A 16,801-nucleotide genomic window follows, 5' to 3' on the forward strand; every position below is an offset into this window, starting at 1 on the left:
ACTTACCAGCTCACCGGCATTCCCTTGAGGCCGTATCCGAGCCCGTCGTCCATGAACGGGAGGTCGTCGAGGTCGACGGCCAGGGCCAGGGTCGGGATGCGCCGGAACAGGGCGGTGAACACGAGCTGGAGCTCCAGGCGGGCCAGCGGCTGGCCGGTGCACTTGTGCACACCGAACCCGAAGGCGAGGTGCTGGCCGGCGTCGCGGCGCAGGTCCAGCGTCTCCGCGTCGGGGAACACGCTCTCGTCGCGGTTGCCGATCTCCTCCGGGAGGATCAGGCCCTCGCCGGCGCGTATCAGCTGTCCGGCGATCTCGATGTCCTCCACGGCCACGCGGCGGCGGCCGGGCTGGACGGTGGTCAGGTATCGCAGCAGCTCGTCGACGGCCCCGGCGACCCCGGCTTCGTCGGCGTCCCGCAGCACGGCGATCTGGTCGGGATGGAGCAGCAGGGCCAGCGTGCCCAGCGCGATCATGCTGGCCGTGGTCTCGTGCCCCGAGATCAGCAGGAACAGGACCAGCATCACCAGTTCGTGCCGGTTCAGCTGGCCGGTGGCCAGCCGTTCGGTGGCGAGCTGGGACAGCAGGCCGTCATCGGGGTGGGCGAGCTTGTGGCCGATCAGCTTGGCCAGGTAGTGGTACAGCTCGCGCTCGGACTTGCTCGCGACGTCGGCCGGGACGTCGCTCTCGGTCACCGCCCTGATGGCGTGATGGAAGAAGTCGTGGTGCTGGTAGGGGACGCCGAGCACGTGGCAGATGACCCTGGACGGGATCGGCAGGGCGAACTCCGACACGAAGTCCGCCGGCTTCGGGCCGGCCAGCAGGGCGTCGATGCGGTCGTCGACGACCTGCTGGATCGTGGGCCGCAGCTTCTCGACCATACGGGGGGTGAACGGCCGGGCGATCATCCGGCGCAGCCGGAGGTGCTCGGGGCCCTCCATGGCGGTCAGGAACTGGCCTTCGCCGTGGTGGTCGCGCAGGAACTGGGTGTGGAACGGGTAGCCCGGCTGCATCCAGTCCGCGCTGACCCGGCGGTCCGACAGCAGCGCGCACTGCTCCGCGTGCCGCGTCACCAGCCACGGAGTGCTGCCGTCCCACAGCCGGACCCGGACCAGCGGCGCCCGCTCCTGCAGCTCGGCGAGCTCGGGTGCCGGATCCAGCGGACAACCGGACGCCCGGGGCATCGGAAAGTACGGGATTGCCGTGGATTCCAGATCGGGAACGTTGGCCTGCGAAGACGTCACAATCCTGGCTCCGTTTCCGAATGTCCCATAACGAAAGACACATGAACAATGAGGGCCGATGCCCGCTGAATGGTGTTATCGCCGAATCGGCTTCCGTGGCCTGCGGATTCCGGTGCTCGATCTTTTTGCGCCACGGGGTGGAAAACCGGCCATACTCGGCCCTTGCCCGCTGAAGGCGGGCACCGTCGAACGATGACCTCTCCGTTTGGCACTGTTCCGGACCCGAAGCACCCTACCCAGAATTGATCAAGCCCTACAAGAGGCAGGACGGCGAGGTGCTCCTCCACGCTCCGGCGTGACAAGGGCCGTGGCCAGGGAATTCGTGGCCTTCCGCGCCGACGGCCGGGGGAGGAGCGGAATCGATCGGCCGGCGGCGGTCCCTCCGTTCGCCGGCGGGAACCGGGATCGGATGCCGCGCCGGACCATATGTGCACTCACCATTGACAGGACCTCAAGATCCGTATGGGATGGGGCCGTTGGTGCCAGTCGAGGTGAAGAAAGGACAACGATGATGCAGGAACTGCAGGAGCGTCCGGTGATCGCGATGACCGAGGAGGAGCCGGACATGGTGCTTTTCACTGATGGCGAAGGGTTTGACCTCGTCGATGACGTGGAGCTCATCTCCCTGTCATCGGCCACCTTGGGCGCCATCGTCGCGCGGCGCTGCTGATCGCATCTGATGGCGACTCCGAAACGACTGGCCCTCTCGTTCGCTGGGGAGGGCCAGGTGTCGGTCCGGTCGTCCACGCGGAATGTTCGCGTGACGCTGGGCCGGCCCCTGATCAATTCCGACGTCAATTCCCCGTTCTTCGTCCCTCTCGGACTTCTCTGCATTGCCTCGCCCCTGATGGCGCATGGCCACCCCACCGTCGTCGTCGATCTGGAGTACGAGCACCGGATCGGTGCCTTCGAGCCCGGTGACGCCGACTGGCTCGACGAGACCTGCGAGCGTCTGCTCGCCGCCGATCCCGACGTGCTCGGCCTCACCTGCCTCGCGGACACCCTCCCGTCGTGCCTTCTCATCGGGGGCCGGGTCAAGCTGCTCCGGCCCGATGTCACGGTGGTGCTCGGTGGACCCGGGACGTTCGGAGTCTTCCCCGACGCCCTCCCGCGCTTCGCCGACTGCGTCGACTTCGTGTGCCGCGGCGAGGGAGAGCTCGCGATCACCGCTCTCGCGGACGCCCTCGCCGACGGGGCCGACCCCGCGGAGGTGCGCGGCTTCTGGTCGTGCAAGAACGGCCAGGTCGTGTCCAGCGGGCCGCAGCCGACCACGAACCTGAACCTCGTGCCGATGCCCGCGTACGACGCCGTGCCGATGGGCGACTACATCCGGCTCTCGACCCCGCACATCTTCGATGTGCACATCGGCTCCGGGTGCACCTATTCGTGCAAGTTCTGCATGACGTCGACGTTCTGGGACCGCGACTTCCGGATCAAGGACCCCGCGGTCATCCTCGACGAGTTGCGGTTCCTGCACCGCACCTACGGGGTCACCCAGTTCAACTTCCTGCACGACAATTTCGCCAACAAGCGCACGTATCTCGACGAGTTCGTGTCCTATTTCGCCGAGCACAACGACATCTTCGAGTGGGGCTGCGCGGTCCGGCCGGACAACGTCAACCCGTCCCTTCTGCGGCGTATGGCCGATGCGGGGTGCTTCAACATCTTCTGCGGCACGGACGCGGGATCGGAGAAGATCCTCAAGTCCATGCTGAAGATGCCCTCGACGAAGCGGACCTACGAGTTCTTCCGGTCCGCCCAGGAAGTCGGCATCCAGTTCGAGACGAACACGATCGTCGGGTACCCGGAGGAAGCCGCCAAAGACCTCGAGAAGTCCCTGGAGGTCGTGTTCGACGCGATCGCCTACGGGGCCGTCAACAGCGACCTCAGCGTGCTCCAGCCGCTTCCCGGTGCCGAGATCACCGATGAGTACCGGGCCGAACTCGAACCGCTCAAGGGCGAACTCGACGTCATGGGGACCTTCCTCCCGCCGGACGTCCGCGCGCTCATCAAGGAAGAGGCGGAGATCTTCACCGGCTTCAGCTTCATCCGCAGCGGAAACCGGGAATACGAGTACTACCAGGACGTGCTGCGCCTTTCGCGGTACTTCACGCGCCGCTACTACCACCTGCTGCGCTTCCTGAAGCAGGGTGCGGGGCTCACGTACGTGGAAGTCATCGACGCACTGCTGGAGCGGTCCGCCATGCCGGTCGAGGAAGCGCTCGACGAAATTCTGGCGAAGCTGGACGGCGCGCACGCGCGAACCGCCAGGGCGCTGTTCACGTACGACTCGATGCTCGCGGAGTTCCGCGGCGACGAGGTCGAGGAAGAACTCGTCAACGTGTACCGGCGGCCCGCCACCCTGGGGGAGAAGCCGCATTTCCTGACCGCGGACCTCGACGTCGACGTCGTCGCGATGGTCTCCGACCCGCGGGAGATCACCTGGGAACCGGAGCTGGACCGTCCGACCGTCGTGGTCGTGTACCGCGCGAGTGAGGCGGAGGTGTCGACTCTCCGCCTGACGCCGGCGCAGGCCAAGATGTTCCAGGCCCTCATGCCGCGCGGGCCCGAGGAACGCGAAGCCCTCCTCGCCCAGGCCGCCCCCGGCCGGCTGCGCGAGGTCGCGACGGCGGTGGCGGGACTGTGTGCCCGGATCGACGCCTCGCCGGACGCCCCCGAGCGGACTCCGCCGGCGGCCGACAGCCCCCTCGTGACCACGTGAGCGCCATGCGCCCCGTCGTCGTCGAGGTGGACGACGACCCGATCCGATGGCACGGACCCACGGGAGGCGACTACCTGAGCCGCTGGTTCGCCTCGGCGAGCCAGCACAGCCGGCTCGACCTCCTCTGGGTCACGGACGACGGGCTCAGCCAGCACTACCGCGTCCAGCAGGGCGCGTCCTTCTCCGACGGAAGCCCGGTGCGCGCGAGCGATCACGCCCGGGCGATCCGGACCGCGCTCACGGTGCCGTCGCTCCAGCGGTTCCTGCTCGACATCCGCGCGGTCCGCACCTCGAAGGACACGCTCGTCATCGAGCTCCGCCGCCCGGTGCCGCACCTCCCCAGCCTGCTCCAGAGCGTCGACCTCGCACCGATCTCGGCGTGCGGACAGTTGTCCTCCGGCGCGTACGAGCGTGCCGTGCGCACCACCGACGACGAGTACTGGCTCGAACCCGTCAGGGCCGGCACGCCCCCCGTGCGGGTGCTCGTGCGCCGGGATCCGCAGGGTGCCCCGGAGCGGTTCCGGCGGGGCGAGGTCGACGTGACGTGTGCGACGGCGTTTCCGCTCGACCGCGTCCCGGACTTCGCGGACAGCCGCGCGTTCCACACGGCACCGACCGCGATCGAGATGTGCCTGGAGGTCGTCCCCGACAGCCGGTCGGCGGTGGGCGACGCGGAGTTCCGCCGCCGGCTCCTCGGCGCGCTCCGCTACGACCGCCTGGTCGCCCGGTGCTGGAACGGCGTGGAGTCGGCGGCGCCCGACCACCACGTCGAAGCACCGCCCAGCACCGCCGGCGCCGGTGAGCGGCTGCGCCTGGGGTACTGGGACTACTACCCCAACCTGGACGTGGCCGAAGAGGTCGCGGCCCAGCTGACCGAGAACCTCGGTGTCGAGGTCGAGCTGGCACCCGCCGACTTCGTCTCGGGCTCGGCCCAGTCCTTCGACCTGCTCCTCGCCCTGCGGGGCCCGCTCTTCGAGGATCCGATCGGCGCCCTGGACCTGCTCGACCCGGCACGCCGCGACCCGGTCCTCGCGCCGCTGCTGCGTCGGCTGTCCGAGGACCCGGACGACGAGGACGCGGCCGACGAGCTGCGGCGAGCGGTGCGCGAGCAGTGCCCGGTCCTGCCGCTGCTGCGGCTGCGGGGCCACTGGCTGCAGCACGAGTCACTGGCGGGCCGGCCCTGGCCGTCGATGGACGCCGTGCGTTTCCCCCGGTTCAGCTGGAGCGCCGATTCTCCCTGACCCCCGGCAAACGGTGATCTCGCTACGAAGGAAGGCCAGGGATGGCTGACGGAAGCGACCGCTACGTGCTCTCGCCTGCGGCGACCTGGTCCCGCGACGGCGACGAGCTGCGCGTCTTCTCCGACGAGGTACTGCTGGTCCGGCGCTGCCCCGAAGCGATGTTCGCATGGCTCGAAGCGGTCTCCGACGACCCGCTCGGCCTCCCGGTGCCGAGCGGAAGGAACACGGACGCCATCGTGCGCACGCTCCTTCGGCTCCGCCTCGTCGTCGCACCGTTCGACCGCTCGTGGCAGTCGTCCGCCTGGCGGAACCAGGTCGAGTACTTCGCGGCCCTGGGTCTGGACGCCGGCGCGGCACAGGAACGGCTGCGCGCGGCACACGTGACCGTCCTGGGCGTCGGCGGCATCGGCGGGGTGGTGCTGGCCGAGCTGGTGGGCGCGGGCGTGGGGGGACTCACGCTCGTGGACGGCGACCGGGTCGCGCTGGAGAACCTGAACCGCCAGTACCTCTACCGGCGTTGTGACGTCGGACGGCCAAAGGTCGACGCGGCCGGCGAGTGGGTGCGTGAGCGCCTCCCCGAAGCGGAGCTGACCACCGCCATGGAGACCATCACGACCAGCGAGGCGCTGGTGCCGCACCTGCGCGATGGCGGGTTTCTCGTCGTGGCGGCCGACCGTCCTGCGTCGCTGCCGGAACTGTGCGCTCAGGCGTGTCTGGAGCGCGGAGTGTCGATGATCACGGGCGGCTGCGGGCTCCGGGTGGGATCGAGCGGCCCGCTGATCCGGCCCGCCGACGTCCCGGCCTTCCTCGCGTCGCTCCAGGAGGCGAAGGCCGCGGCCGGAACCGCGGTCACGCCGATGGCGGCCTCGTTCGGCCCGGTCAATACGCTGGTGGGCGCGACGATGGGCCGTGATCTCATCTTCGGCATACTCGGTGTGAGCGCCCGAACGACTTCGCATCGCGTCGAGCTGCTAGGGACGGCCTTGACCTGAGAGTGCGGAAGGTGAGCTCTGGCCTCGATTTCTGGCGTGCGCTGGTTGAAGGCTTGGCTATCAACGTGTCTGAGCGAGAGCTGATCGACCCTGACTCGCCGGATCGGCAAGCCCGAGCCGCTCAAGCACCACTTGCCCGGGGTGTGGTCGAGGCGGATCGACGACGAGCACCGTCTTGTCTATCTGGTCACCGACAAGGAGATCGTGATCCTCGCAGCTCGCTATCTCTACTGGACGGCTGGACTCTTCGTGCCACGCGGCCTCTTCTGTGCCGGGGGCATTGTCGGGGGCCGTACGAAGCGTTCGAAGGCGATGTCGGCTGATGCAGCGATCACGCTCGTTGGCACCGCTCGGACGGTCGCCCAGTTGAAGCGGTAGGCCGATGTCGCTTGGCCGTAAGACGATGCTGGTTCGCCGCTCACTACGGCCTCAAGGAGGCTCCGCCGCGCGGAGCGACTGATCGAGAGGAAGCCGCCCCCGGCACCTGAAGTGCCGGGCCGTGTCGGCACTTGGGGCCCTGAGAATCCGGAGACCTCGGCGACGACCGGGCAGCGGCTGGTCGGTGGCCGTTACCGGCTGACCGAGCGGCTGACCGAGCGGCTGGGCGCGGGCGGATGGGTGCGGTCTGGGCCGGGCGGATCCTGAGGGAGGCCCGGGCGGCGGCAGGCGTGGACCATCCGGCTGGCGTGACCGTCCACGACGTGGTGGTCGTGGACCGGTTCGGCGACGACCCGCTGTTCGCCCCGTCTCCCTCCGCGAGTCCCGCCCCCAAGAGTTCCCCGAGCCCCTCGTCGACCACCACCGGCCGCTACGAGCGCGTCCGGGAGGCCGAGTTCGAGCTGGACTCGCAGTGGGCCACCGGAAGCAGCCTGCGTACCATCGAGGTTGACGGACAGCCGGGCGCCGGAGGGCCGAGTCCCGAACATCGATGGCCGCCTCCACCTGCTGGTGGCCTCCGGCCTCGAAGCGGAACGCCGCCGGCCGGGGAGCACCACATCCCGGTCGCCTGATCCGGCAGTGGAAGATCAACCCCGGCAATGTCTTCGACCTCGCCGTCGTCCCCCCCTCGACGACGCCCCAAGCCCCCGTCGCAGGCAGTCACAACCGGCCCCCCGTCGCGGGCAGTCCGGGGCGGACGGAGCGGAGTGCCACGGGGGAAAACAGGCCGCTCCGTCCGCCGACGGGGGCTGCCAGGCTGTTGGCAGCGATCCCGTCAGCAGTGTTCCCGGGCAGCCTCGAGATCCGCTGGACAGTCCCTGACCGTGTGCTCGTCATCCGCTGAAGAGGGTTGGGCTGCTGACCATCTGTTGCTTCTCCAACGTCGCTCGAGGAGGACCACCTAGCCTCGTCGGACCCGGACTGGCCGGGCTCCCCGGGTGAGGCGAAAGGAAGCCGTCGTGTGGCCTTGGCGGACGTGGCTGCGGCTGGTGGGACGGGATCTGGCGACGGGACTGGCCGCACTGGGTCAGGCCTTCGGCGCCTTCACGACCCCCGAGTGCTACGGCTTCGGACCGGTGGGCGGGGCATCCGCCCTCGACGCCGGATGCGCTCCCGGCCTGGGGCATCCGGAGCATGTGGTCGATGTCCCTCTGTCGGCGCTGTCCGACGCGGAGCAAGCCGTCTGGCGGCAGCTCGACGACGTATGGGAGTGAGCCGCGCCGACGCTCAGGACGAGGCGATCACCACGGCGGAGGCGACATTGGCGTCATGCGTGAGGGACAGATGCCACGAGCGGATACCCCGCCCGGCCGCCGCCGCGTAGACGCTGCCGCGGACGCGCAGGGTCGGGCGGCCGGAGGGATCCGTGCAGATCTCGGCGTCGTGCCAGCGGAGCCCGCCCGGGGCCCCCAAAGCCTTCGCCACGGCCTCCTTGGCGGCGAAGCGCGCGGCCAGGGAGGCCGGACCGCGTCGGGCACCTGACGGAAGGGCCAGCTCGGCCGGGGTGAAGAGCCGGTCGGCCAGGCCGGGGTTGCGGTCCAGCGCGAGGGCAAACCGTCCGATCGCCGCCACGTCGATGCCGACCGCCACGACCTGAGGCGGCGTCGGCGACACCGACGGGGGTGGCGAGGGAGGAGAGAGGCGCGAAGGGGCGAGCAGGTGCGACAAGGGCCGGGTCAGCCGCCGGCCGACCGCGGCCAGAAGGCCGCCGAGCCGTTCCCCCGGGGCGTCGTCCTTCTGCAGGCGGTGAGATCGCATGCGGGGAGCCTGGCAGGTGCGGCTCGACGCATGCTCGAAGAGCTCCCGAGAGGTGGCCGTACGTCTTCCCGGGCAGCCGGACCGTCCTGTTCGGCTGCCGGGCGCATGTTCGGGTATGCCGCTGCCGGCCGGCGGTCTCGTCGGGCATGCCGGACGGGGGGATCCGTGCGCACGCCCGACGGTACGGCGGCACCGGGCAAGGGCGCCGAATCCCCACCGCACCGGCGCCCTTGCCCGCGTGGTCTCACGTGGCCGCCCTTCACCGCGTTCCTAGGCGGCCGACACCGGCCTTCCCCCTGGTCTGCCCGGTTCTTCAGGCCCGCCCGGCCCGCCCGGCCCGCCCGGGCCACGGGACTCCAGCCGGACGTCCTTCAGCACCAGTGCCAGCACCAGTCCGGCCAGAAGGACGGGTACGGCGGAGAGGAAGACGGTCGACAGGGCGTTGCTGTAGACCTCGGCCACCGTCCCCGCGGTCCCGGGGTCGAGGGACCCCGACCGTGTCGGATCCAGCGTGCCGGCCACTACTCGGTCCGCCGTGGCCGGGGGCAGCAGGTCCGCCGCCTCGGTGGCCAGCCGGGCGTTGAGCAGCGAGCCGAAGACCGTGGCGCCCAAGGCCGTACCGAGGTTCCGGGAGAGGCCGACCGTGGAGGTGCTGACGCCGATGTACCGGCGGGGTGCGGTGCTCTGCGCGACCAGCGTGGTCACCTGGGAGGAGAGCCCCACACCGATGCCCATGACGGCGAGCAGGGCGGCCACGGTGGTGACACCGGTGTCCTGTGAGGTCATCGACATGAGGGCGGCGGCGACGGCGGCCAGTGCGGTGCTGGCCACCGGGAACCACTTGTACCGTCCGGTCTTGCCGATCACCTGGCCGGCCACCACGGTCGCCACGGCCATGCCGATCATCGCGGGGAGGAAGAGCAGTCCGGTTTGGGTGGCACTGACGCCCTGCACCGACTGGAAGAGCAGCGGGACGAAGTTGACGCATCCGAAGAAGGCGAAGCTGACGGCGAACGCCACGACCACGCAGATCGTGAACGTCCGGTCCGTGAACAGCCCGAGCGGCACGACGGGTTCGGCCGCCGAACGCTCGTGCCGCACCCACACCGCGCCCAGCAGCAGGGCCCCGGCGCCGAGGGCGATGACGGAGGGGCGGCCCCAGCCGTCGCGGCCGGCCAGGTCGGTGGCCAGGACCACGCAGGCGATGAGTCCGGCGAGCAGTGCCGTACCGGCGTAGTCGAGGCGCGGACGGGTCTTGCCGCGGGTGTCGGCCGGAAGCAGGGCGCGGATGCCCAGCAGGGCGAGGAGTCCGAGCGGCAGGTTGACGTAGAAGATCCAGCGCCAGCCGAGTTGGTCGGTCAGGACACCGCCGGCGAGCGGGCCCGCCAGGTTGGCGATGACCATCACGCCGGCGAACCATCCCTGGTACTTGGCCCGCTGCCGGGGCGGCATCAGATCACCGAGCACGGAGAAGGCGCTCACCTGCAGTCCACCGCCGCCGAGTCCCTGGAGCGCGCGGAAGGCGATGAGCTGGCCCATCGAACCGGCGGCGCCGCACGCCACGGAGCCCACCAGGAAGATCACCACGGCGGACAGGTAGACCACGCGGCGCCCGAAGAGATCGCCGAGCTTGCCATAGATGGGCATGGCCACGCTGAAGGTGAGCATGTACGCGGTGAAGGTCCAGCTGTACAGGTCCAGGGCGCCCAGGTCTGCCGTGAGCTCGGGGCTCGCCGTCGCGACGATCGACTGGTCGAGCATCGACATCGCGCTGGTCAGCAGCAGGGCGGCCAGCAGGAGGGGGAAGCGGGGCGGCAGTGGGGTGGTGGTGGCTCCCCGCGGAGTGTCAGGGGCGGGTCCGGACATCAGACTCTCCTTGTGGGAGGCATATAGAGGTTGGGGACAAGTACATGCTATTAGCATATATAGATTCTGTGTAGCCTATGCTCGCGCTCGCGGGAACGCTCAGGGGGAATCGCGCATGTGTTCGTGTGATGGTGGCCTGACCGTCAGCGCCCGTCGAGCGCCGCTCAAGCAGAAGTCAAGTAATCGACCTCACGCTCACGAACGTGCACCAGGCTGCGAATGGTGCAGAAAAAACGGGAGGGTCAGTGCTGCAGATCGGTCTACTTGGAACCCTGCAAGTCGTCCATCAAGGCGTTCACGTCACGCCGTCCGCCCCGAAGGTCCGACAGGTTCTCGCGTTGCTGGCCCTGCGGGCCAACACCACGGTCGGGCTCCATCAGCTCGTGGAGGAACTCTGGGAGGAGCGTCCCCCGTCCAGCGCGGCCACCACACTCCAGACGTATATCTACCAGCTGCGCAAGCTGCCCGGACTGTGTGATTCCCAGCACCCCGACCCCTGCGACCGCAGCTACGCACTGCTGACGACACCGGGTGGCTACCGGCTGTCGGTCCCTCAGGGCTGCCTCGACACCCAGGAGTTCGGCGAGCTCTCCGGGCACGGCAGGGAGTGCCTGGAGAGAGGCGAGGTGGCGGAAGCCGCGGACCTGCTCCAGCGGGCCCTCGCCGTGTGGCGAGGGCCCGCTCTCAGTGATCTGGCCCATGGGCCGATCGTGGGCATCGACACGCTGCGGCTGGAGGAACAGCGCTACGAGGTCCTGGAGGAGCGCATCAACGCGGACCTGCTCCTCGGCCGCCACCACCGGCTGATCAGCGAACTGACCGCGCTGGCCGCCGACAACCCCACCCGGGAGGGGCTGCACGCCAAGCTGATGCTGGCGCTCTACCGAGCGGGCCGCCGGCCGGATGCGCTGGAGGTCTTCCAGCGCATCCGCCGGGTGCTCACCCGGGAACTCGGTCTGGAGCCCTGCTCCGAACTGCAGCGGCTGCACCAGCAGATGCTGGCCGGAGACCGGGGACTCGATCTGCCGGGCGGACGGACGACCGTACGCGCCCCGTCGGCCGACGAGCCGCCGGTGAGGCTGCCCGCCGACGTCCCTCTGATCGGACGAGATGCCGAACTCGCCCGAACGGCGAAGGCGTTGACGGAGAGCACCGGTGAGGAAGGACCGCGGTGCGTCGCGGTGGCGGGGCTGCCCGGCGCGGGCACCACCGCCTTCGTGGTGAGTCTCGCCCACCGCCTGGGTGATGCCTTCCCGGACGGGCGGCTGTACGTGTCACTCGGGGATCCGGCCGAGCCGCGGTGTGTCCAGGACGTGCTGGCCGATCTGCTCGAAGCGATCGGCCACCGGCGCGACGAGCTGCCGACGGACCTGGCGGACCGCTCCCGGATGTTCCGGGCCTGGACCGCGAACCGCCGGGTGCTGCTGGTCGTCGACGATGTGGCGGCGGCCCACCAGGTCGCGCCCCTGATGCCGACGGGCACCCGGTCGGCCGTCCTCCTGGCCGGCTACCGGCGCCTGTACGGTTCCCTGTTCAGAACGCGCGTGGACCTCCCGACCCTCGGCTCCCGCGCGTCGCTCGAACTCTTCCTCACCGCGCTCGGCCGGGCACGCACCCTGGGCGACAACTCCGGGATGCACATGCTGCAACAGCTCTGCGGTGATCTGCCGGGCCCGATGCTCGAGGCCGTGGGGGTGCTGATGCTGCGCCCGCACTGGCGGGTACGGCAGCTCATCGACTGGATGGGCCGCGATCGGCGGGTCGGTGTGGCCTTCCAGCGGCCGCACCCCTTCCACCATGTGCTCCGGCGCTGCGGGGGGCTTGAGCCTCGGCTCCGTGACGCGCTGGTCAGGCTCGCCTGGGAGGCCGACGGGCCGCTGACCGTCGAGCAGGCGGCCATGGCCCTGCAGCTGGATCCGGACGAAACCGAGGACATACTGGAGGAACTGGTCGAGTTCTTCCTCCTCGAGGTGGACGTCGCCAGCGACCCGTCGACCGGGCGGTGCTTCCAGTACGCTCTGCCCGCCTTACTGCGCCACGCGCTGCGCGGGACACGGGAGCGGACCTTCGCCTGAGTGGTCCGAAGCGTGCGCCACATGGTGAGGGGGACCGCCTGCGGGGGTCCCCCTCACCATGTGTCCGGATCACCAAATGTCCGGCCGGATCACAGCTCCAGGTGTACCCCGTGTTCCCGCAGCCAGGTGTTGACCTGCAGCGCCATCTCGACGTTCATCCGGTGCAGCCAGTCCTGCGCCGCCTCGCCCGCGGGCGTGATGACATGGCGCGCCTTCTCCAGATCCAGCATTGGCAGGACCGGAGCGGCCGGGTCGGCCAGCATCTCGGCGAACTCCTGGTGCAGCGCTTTGGTGTAGGTGGCGTCCTGGCTCACCGGGAAGGGCGCCTTGGGCCGCTCCAGGACCTGCTCGGGCAGCAGGTCGGCCGCGGCCGCCCGCAGCAGGCTCTTCTCCCGGCCGTCGAACGTCTTCATCTCCCAGGGGATGTTGTACGCGTACTGCACCAGCCGGTGGTCGCAGAAAGGTACCCGTACCTCCAGCCCGGAGATCATGCTGAGCCGGTCGTTGCGGTCCAGCAGCCTGGGCAGCCAGTGCGTCAGATGGAGGTGACAGACCTCGCGGGCACGGCGCTGCTCCGGGTCCTCGCCGGGCAGCCGGGGGATCTCCGCCATCGCCTGGGCGTAGCGCTCCGCGTAGTAACCGTCCATGTCCAGGCGGGACTTGAAGGCCGGGGAGAGCAGCCCCTGCCCCAGGCCCTCGCGGGTGCCCGGATGCCACTGCTCGAAGGCGACCCAGGGGAACTGCTCCTGGTCCGCCAGGTCGGGGATGTGCACCCAGCTGTAGCCACCGAAGATCTCGTCGGCGCTCTCGCCCGTCAACGCGACCGTGGAGTGCCCGCGCACACCCGCGAACGCCTGGTACGTCGAGGTGTCCATGTCGCCGAACGGGGCCGGGAGGTCCTGGGCACGCAGTACGGTGCGCCGGGCCGAGGGGTCGATCAGGTCGGCGGTGGTGAGCTCGATCTCCAGGTGGTCCGCACCGATGTGCTCGGCGACGGCCCGCGCGTACGGCGCGTCCGGAGCGCTGCGCACCAGGTCGGGCTGGAAGTTGTCGCTGTAGCCGCTGTAAGTGACGGTCGTGGTGCGTACCCGGCTGCCGCCCTCGCGGGCCAGGGCGCGGGCGGCGAGCGCGGCGACGGTGCTGGAGTCGAGGCCGCCGGAGAGCAGCACGCTCAGCGGCACGTCGGAGACCAGCTCGCGGGCCACGCTGCTCTCCAGCAGCCCGCGCACGGTCCGGATCGTCTCGTCGCGGCCGTCCTCGTGCGGGCGGGCCTCCAACTGCCAGTACCTGCGCAGCACCAGGCCGCCCGGGCCGTAGGTCAGGGTGTGGCCGGGCGGCAGCTCGCGGATGTCGCGGTACACGCTCTCGCCGGGGGCGCGGGCCATGGAGAAGAGCACCCGCAGCCCGTCGAGGTCGACGACCGGGCGGACGGCCGGGTGGGCGAGCAGGGCCTTGGGCTCGGAGCCGAAGACCAGGCCGTCCTGGACCCGCGCGTACGAGAGCGGCTTGATGCCGAAGCGGTCGCGGGCGAGGAACAGCGTACGGCGGCGTACGTCCCACACCGCGAAGGCGAACATGCCTTCCAGCCGTTCCACGCAGCCTTCGCCCCACTCCAGATAGGCGTGGAGCACCACTTCGGTGTCGCTGCGAGTGCGGAAGCGGTGGCCGAGGCCGGTCAGCTCCTCGCGCAGTTCCCGGAAGTTGTAGACCTCGCCGTTGTAGGCGAGGACCGCCGGCGGCGCCTCGTCGCCGGCGGGGCCGGCGGCCGGGGCGGTCATGGGCTGGCGGCCACCCTCGATGTCGATGACCGCCAGCCTGGTCTGAATCAGCGTGGCCTGCCGGTCCGCCCACACGCCCTGGTCGTCCGGGCCACGGCAGGCCATCGTCCGCACCATGCCTCCGGCGACTGCGGGGTCCTCCCGGACCGGACCGCTCTCGCGGCGGGCCCAGCCTGCGATGCCGCACATTACGGGTCTCCTTCCGTGGCCTGTCGGTGCCCTGGTGCGTAACGATCTCCCGCAACACTCGAATCCTCGTGGAGACGTGCTGGACCGGCACGGACGGCCCGTTGGGGGCCGGGCTCACGCCCGTGCGCCCTCCCGGCGGTAGGCGGGGATGAGGATCGCGCCGACCGTGAGGTGGAGCAGGACCAGGGTGACCCGGTTGCCCGCGGTCAGCCCCTGCGCGAACAGGGGCGCGAACAGCGAGAGGACGAGCACCGCCACGGCGATACCCGTCCACACGGCCCGCCCGCGGCTGCTCCTGCGCTCCAGCAGGGCCAGCAGGCCCCAGCCCAGCAGGGAGACGACCGCCACCGAGATCGGCACCGCGGGGAAGGCGAGTGCGGTGGTGGTGGTCGAGCCGGGGCCGTCCGGGGTGCGCAGGTCGATGTCGAGCACCGAGTGGGCGATGACCCAGATCAGCGCGGCGGCGACGACGGCGCCCACGACGGCGAGGGCGCGGGTGCGGGCCGCGCTTGCGGTGCGGGCGGCGGTGCGGTTCTCGGGCATGTCCGGCCTCCTGGGGTCTTGAGTGGGACGGCCGCCTGGACGCGGTCGCGACGACGGCCAATTTAATGAACAAGAGCATATGCATGACGTTCGCATATAATGGTTGCACGTCCAGGAATGCCGAGTCCACAGGAATGCTGGATCCACACGATGTCGAGTAACCTCGAAGTGTGAAGGGCGCAGACACCATCCAGGGCAAGGTCCGTCAGGAGAGCGGCTCCGAGGGGCACCGCGAGGCCCCTGTACAGACGGACGTCCTGAGCGCCGTCGAGCTGGCGATGATCCGGATCCGGCGTCGGCAGGCCAGGCGCAGCCTGGCCCGGCCTGTCGTGAAGGGCATGGCGGAGCCCGTGGATCTCAACACGCTCAGCGTCATCGACGCGGTCGACGAGGGACTGAGCGAGCAGGGCGGCGATGTCACCGTGGGGTTCGTCGCGGACCGGCTCACCATCGATCCGTCGCGGGCCAGCAGGATCGTCGCCGACGCGGTCAAGGCCGGCTTCGTGCGCAGGGTCGCCTCGCAGGAGGACGGCCGGCGCAGCTGCCTGGAGCTGACCCGGGCGGGCCGTGACGCCGTCGCCGCCGCGCACCGTACCCGGCAGGCCTTCTACAGCACCGTGCTCCAGGACTGGGACGCCGACGAGCAGCGGGAGTTCGCCCGGCTGCTCACCAAGTTCGTGAGCTCGCTGGACAGCGCCGCCGTACGCGACTGAACGGGCCGGCTCGCCGTACGCGGCACCGTTCTCACCGCTCTCACCGTCCTATCGGACTTCGAGTGACCTTCGAGCCCGTCCGGCCAGGCTGATCGCGCCAGAACCCCGCATACCGACGGCGCGTCAGAGCCCCGCTGCCGCGGGAGGTCCGCGCCTGTCCCGAAGGAGGCGCGACGGTGAGTGCGACAGACCGGACAGACGGGCGGCGAGCCCCGCACAAGAGCGGCGACCGCCGGCCGCCCACGGACACGGTCCGCCAGGCCTCCGCGGCCGCGGCGCCGGTGGGTCCCCCGCCCGCCGTCGGCTGGGCCTACGCCATGGTGATCGTGGCGACACTCGCCGCGATCGCGAGCAACGTCTTCGAGATCGCCCATCAGGTCGAGACCGGCGTCGCCGGTGCGGCCACCACCGGCGATCTGGTGCTGACCATCGCCTTCTGCGCGCTGTTCGGCTTCTTCGCCGAGATGCTGCGGGCGGGCCGCCAGTGGGGGCGGGTACTGCTCACCGTGTTCACCGCCCTGGGCCTGCTGTTCACCGGTCTCGGCCTCGCCCAGCTCGGCGGACGGCCCCTGGTCGGGCCGCTGCAGGCGAGCCTCGCCGTCGCCAGTCTGGTGCCCTCCGTCATCGGCCTGGTCCTGCTGTACGTCCCCTCCGTCAACCGGTGGATGGGGCAGGTGCGCGAGGGCAACCGCACCATCTCGCAACGCATGCGCAAGGCGGTCCTCACCGCCCATGTGGCCATCTCCGTCGGCTGGCTGGGGCTGGTGACTGGGATGTTCGCCATGTCGGTCTCCGGGGCCACCACGAGCGATGCCGAGCAGCAGGCCGCGGTGTACCGCATCATGTCCATGCTCGATGAGATCTTCCTCGGAATGACCAGCATGTTCGCGCTGATCACCGGGATCGTCGTGGGCGCCGGCACCAAGTGGGGGCTGCTTCAGCGCAGGTGGGTGGCCGTCAAGTTCTTCACCACGATGGGGGTGATGGTGCTCGGCTTCTCCGTGATCCACCAGCTGATCCTGCGCGCCAACGAACTGGTCGACCAGGGGGCCCCGGTGCGCGGCGGCGAACTGGACACCGTCGGCTGGTCCATGACCGCGGCGGCGGCGATCGCCCTGCTCTCGTTGGTCTTCATGACGGCCGTGTCCACGTACAAGCCGTGGGGTCCCACGCGCCGGGGACGCCGGCACTCCCCACGGGCCGCGGCCCGCTGACCACCGTCCCCTCCCGCTCCATCCGCCGTCC

The 16,801-nt window shown here is 70.2% G+C and carries 14 protein-coding genes and 1 pseudogene; 10 read left to right on the top strand and 5 right to left on the bottom strand.

The features are described from left to right. Positions 1-2 precede the first annotated feature (2 nt). Positions 3-1,181: a cytochrome P450 gene (locus tag ACP4J3_RS01730; RefSeq protein WP_426529538.1), complete on the bottom strand. Its 1,179-nt coding sequence runs from the start codon at positions 1,179-1,181 to the stop codon at positions 3-5. A 568-nt stretch (positions 1,182-1,749) separates the two neighbouring features. On the opposite strand from ACP4J3_RS01730, the gene ACP4J3_RS01735 reads away from it, so the two are divergent. The 7 genes and pseudogenes from ACP4J3_RS01735 to ACP4J3_RS01765 all read left to right on the top strand — a co-directional run bounded on the left by ACP4J3_RS01735 (position 1,750) and on the right by ACP4J3_RS01765 (position 7,848). Continuing rightward, positions 1,750-1,911: a hypothetical protein gene (locus tag ACP4J3_RS01735; protein WP_426529540.1), complete on the top strand. Its 162-nt coding sequence runs from the start codon at positions 1,750-1,752 to the stop codon at positions 1,909-1,911. Positions 1,912-1,920: 9 nt separating this feature from the next. Continuing rightward, on the top strand, positions 1,921-3,963 hold the full coding sequence (locus tag ACP4J3_RS01740) for a B12-binding domain-containing radical SAM protein (RefSeq protein WP_426529542.1): 2,043 nt from the start codon (positions 1,921-1,923) through the stop codon (positions 3,961-3,963). Next, positions 3,960-5,204: a hypothetical protein gene (locus ACP4J3_RS01745; protein ID WP_426529544.1), complete on the top strand. Its 1,245-nt coding sequence runs from the start codon at positions 3,960-3,962 to the stop codon at positions 5,202-5,204. Before ACP4J3_RS01740 ends, ACP4J3_RS01745 begins: the two co-directional genes overlap by 4 nt. A 41-nt stretch (positions 5,205-5,245) precedes the next feature. Next, positions 5,246-6,196 (top strand): ThiF family adenylyltransferase, encoded by a 951-nt coding sequence (locus ACP4J3_RS01750; RefSeq protein WP_426529546.1) that lies wholly within the window; start codon positions 5,246-5,248, stop codon positions 6,194-6,196. A gap of 102 nt (positions 6,197-6,298) precedes the next feature. Next, positions 6,299-6,427 (top strand): annotated as a pseudogene (locus tag ACP4J3_RS01755) (Txe/YoeB family addiction module toxin); the annotation flags it as partial. Between the two features lie 455 nt (positions 6,428-6,882). Beyond that, the gene (locus ACP4J3_RS01760) at positions 6,883-7,206 is read left to right on the top strand and encodes a hypothetical protein (protein WP_426529548.1); all 324 of its coding nucleotides are present in this window, start codon (positions 6,883-6,885) and stop codon (positions 7,204-7,206) included. A 387-nt stretch (positions 7,207-7,593) separates the two neighbouring features. Next, positions 7,594-7,848, top strand: coding sequence for a hypothetical protein (locus tag ACP4J3_RS01765; RefSeq protein WP_426529550.1), 255 nt, complete (start codon positions 7,594-7,596; stop codon positions 7,846-7,848). Positions 7,849-7,861: 13 nt separating this feature from the next. Here ACP4J3_RS01765 and ACP4J3_RS01770 read toward each other — a convergent pair whose 3' ends face one another. Continuing rightward, complete coding sequence (locus tag ACP4J3_RS01770) at positions 7,862-8,248, bottom strand: holo-ACP synthase (protein ID WP_426529780.1); 387 nt, start codon at positions 8,246-8,248, stop codon at positions 7,862-7,864. 414 nt (positions 8,249-8,662) lie between these two features. After that, positions 8,663-10,258, bottom strand: coding sequence for an MDR family MFS transporter (locus tag ACP4J3_RS01775; protein WP_426529552.1), 1,596 nt, complete (start codon positions 10,256-10,258; stop codon positions 8,663-8,665). 245 nt (positions 10,259-10,503) lie between these two features. Here ACP4J3_RS01775 and ACP4J3_RS01780 point away from each other — a divergent pair, with 245 nt between their 5' ends. Next, positions 10,504-12,333, top strand: coding sequence for a BTAD domain-containing putative transcriptional regulator (locus ACP4J3_RS01780; RefSeq protein WP_426529554.1), 1,830 nt, complete (start codon positions 10,504-10,506; stop codon positions 12,331-12,333). Between the two features lie 89 nt (positions 12,334-12,422). Here the strand turns inward: ACP4J3_RS01780 and asnB are convergent, their stop codons facing one another. Both asnB and ACP4J3_RS01790 read right to left on the bottom strand, forming a co-directional pair. Continuing rightward, positions 12,423-14,300 carry an asparagine synthase (glutamine-hydrolyzing) gene (gene asnB / locus ACP4J3_RS01785; RefSeq protein WP_426529556.1) on the bottom strand — a complete coding sequence of 626 codons (1,878 nt, stop codon included), beginning with the start codon at positions 14,298-14,300 and terminating at the stop codon, positions 12,423-12,425. Positions 14,301-14,414: 114 nt separating this feature from the next. Further along, on the bottom strand, positions 14,415-14,843 hold the full coding sequence (locus tag ACP4J3_RS01790; protein WP_426529558.1) for a DUF6069 family protein: 429 nt from the start codon (positions 14,841-14,843) through the stop codon (positions 14,415-14,417). A 257-nt stretch (positions 14,844-15,100) separates the two neighbouring features. Between ACP4J3_RS01790 and ACP4J3_RS01795 the strand changes: the two genes are divergently transcribed. Both ACP4J3_RS01795 and ACP4J3_RS01800 read left to right on the top strand, forming a co-directional pair. Beyond that, positions 15,101-15,556 (top strand): MarR family winged helix-turn-helix transcriptional regulator, encoded by a 456-nt coding sequence (locus ACP4J3_RS01795; RefSeq protein ID WP_426529782.1) that lies wholly within the window; start codon positions 15,101-15,103, stop codon positions 15,554-15,556. A 176-nt stretch (positions 15,557-15,732) separates the two neighbouring features. Further along, entirely contained in the window at positions 15,733-16,770 is a 1,038-nt protein-coding gene (locus tag ACP4J3_RS01800) for a hypothetical protein (RefSeq protein WP_426529560.1), read from the top strand. Positions 16,771-16,801 lie beyond the last annotated feature (31 nt).

It is taken from the genome of Streptomyces sp. UG1 (assembly GCF_049974585.1).
Taxonomy (GTDB): domain Bacteria; phylum Actinomycetota; class Actinomycetes; order Streptomycetales; family Streptomycetaceae; genus Streptomyces.

What these genes read in the sequence shown, in the direction of transcription:
- ACP4J3_RS01735 (WP_426529540.1), top strand. Translation starts at nt 1,750, where the DNA reads ATGATGCAGGAACTGCAGGAGCGTCCGGTGATCGCGATGACCGAGGAG.
- ACP4J3_RS01750 (WP_426529546.1), top strand. Translation starts at nt 5,246, where the DNA reads ATGGCTGACGGAAGCGACCGCTACGTGCTCTCGCCTGCGGCGACCTGG.
- ACP4J3_RS01730 (WP_426529538.1), bottom strand. Translation starts at nt 1,181, where the DNA reads ATGCCCCGGGCGTCCGGTTGTCCGCTGGATCCGGCACCCGAGCTCGCC.
- ACP4J3_RS01775 (WP_426529552.1), bottom strand. Translation starts at nt 10,258, where the DNA reads ATGTCCGGACCCGCCCCTGACACTCCGCGGGGAGCCACCACCACCCCA.
- asnB (WP_426529556.1), bottom strand. Translation starts at nt 14,300, where the DNA reads ATGTGCGGCATCGCAGGCTGGGCCCGCCGCGAGAGCGGTCCGGTCCGG.
- ACP4J3_RS01790 (WP_426529558.1), bottom strand. Translation starts at nt 14,843, where the DNA reads ATGCCCGAGAACCGCACCGCCGCCCGCACCGCAAGCGCGGCCCGCACC.
- ACP4J3_RS01740 (WP_426529542.1), top strand. Translation starts at nt 1,921, where the DNA reads ATGGCGACTCCGAAACGACTGGCCCTCTCGTTCGCTGGGGAGGGCCAG.